Annotated in this window: 1 protein-coding gene; it reads left to right on the top strand. The window is 57.4% G+C overall.

Annotated elements, in window-relative coordinates:
- Positions 1–61: 61 nt before the first annotated feature.
- A complete protein-coding gene (locus IVA78_RS12290) occupies positions 62–1,411 on the top strand; it encodes an IS701 family transposase (protein WP_247465461.1) in 1,350 nt (449 codons plus the stop codon).
- Positions 1,412–1,447 lie beyond the last annotated feature (36 nt).

Genomic DNA, 1,447 nt, shown 5'->3' on the forward strand with positions numbered 1-1,447 from the left:
CACTACTTTGGCAGATTGTCGGATTCCTCTGAATTTTTAGGATTCCCGAATCGATTTTTCAATGATTCATGGGTGGTCGGCTCTTGGAGGGCTGACCATGGCGGAATGGGAAGACGAACTCGAAGGCTGGCTGAAGCCGTTCTTGCAGCGGTTGGGTCATAAGACCCGGCAGCGGATGTGTCCCCTTTACGTTGCGGGATTGATCGGTCCTGGCGATCGCAAGAGCGTTCAGCCGATGGCAGAACGCCTCGCAACCGGCAACTACGATCAGCTGCACCATTTCATCGCCGATGGTGTCTGGGACGAGTCATCGCTGGAATCTGAGTTGCTCAACCAGGCCGACGGGCTTGTCGGCGGCAAGGATGCGGTGCTGGTCATTGATGACACCTCACTGCCGAAGAAAGGTGAACGGTCGGTTGGTGTTGCGGCTCAATACGCGTCGGCTCTCGGCAAAACGGCAAATTGCCAAACGCTGGTGTCTTTGACGCTTGCGCGAGGTGAAGTGCCGGTGATGATCGCTTTGCGTCTCTTTCTGCCTGACAGCTGGACTAGCGACCTGTCTCGTCTAAAGCGCGCTCGCGTGCCGGTCGAACATCGAACGGCACGGTCCAAGCCGGAAATTGCTTTGGCCGAGATTGACCGCGCGATGGCAGCTAACGTGCGCTTTGGATGTGTACTGGCGGATGCGGGATACGGGCTCAGCGCACCGTTTCGACAAGGGTTGACAGAGCGCGGGCTGGCTTGGGCCGTCGGCATCCCTCGGCATCTCAAGGTGTATCCGGTCAATGTGAAGCTCATTTGGCCGATTACCAAAGTCCGCGGGAAACCCCGGAAGCACCACGTACCAGATATTTTGTCGATTGCGGCAGAACAAATGCTGGCGAGCGCCAGGTGGAAAACCGTGAGTTGGCGCAGCGGGACGAAAGGTCGACTGAAAGCCCGATTTGCTGCTGTCCGTGTCCGCACCGCCGACGGACCTCCGCAGCGGATATGGGATAAGGGTCAGCAGCATCTCCCGGGCGACGAAGCCTGGCTCATTGGCGAGCAACGTGCCTCAGGGGAGAAAAAATACTATCTGGCCAACCTGCCTGCGTCGACGGATCTGCGCACACTGGCCGCCACCATAAAAGCACGATGGATCTGCGAGCAGGCGCATCAGCAGTTGAAAGAGGAGCTTGGACTTGATCACTTCGAAGGGCGATCATGGCAAGGTCTTCATCGTCACGCACTAATGACCATGATCGCCTACGCCTTCTTGCAATACCGTCGCCTCGCACACGCGGGGCGGAAAAAAAAGAATCAACGGGCCTCCGCCTCAGCCAACCATGCCCGCAGTACGTCACGCCATCGTCGATCTCATCCTACGGCAGCGATCGCAGCGATGCCCCTACTGCAGAAGACGTATCCGTGAAAAACTGCAGCACAAACCAATTCTGCCAAAGTAGTG

This window comes from Bradyrhizobium sp. 137, from assembly GCF_023074095.1.
GTDB lineage: Bacteria > Pseudomonadota > Alphaproteobacteria > Rhizobiales > Xanthobacteraceae > Bradyrhizobium.

Coding starts and splice junctions, on each gene's coding strand:
- IVA78_RS12290 (WP_247465461.1), top strand. CDS start 62: ATGATTCATGGGTGGTCGGCTCTTGGAGGGCTGACCATGGCGGAATGG.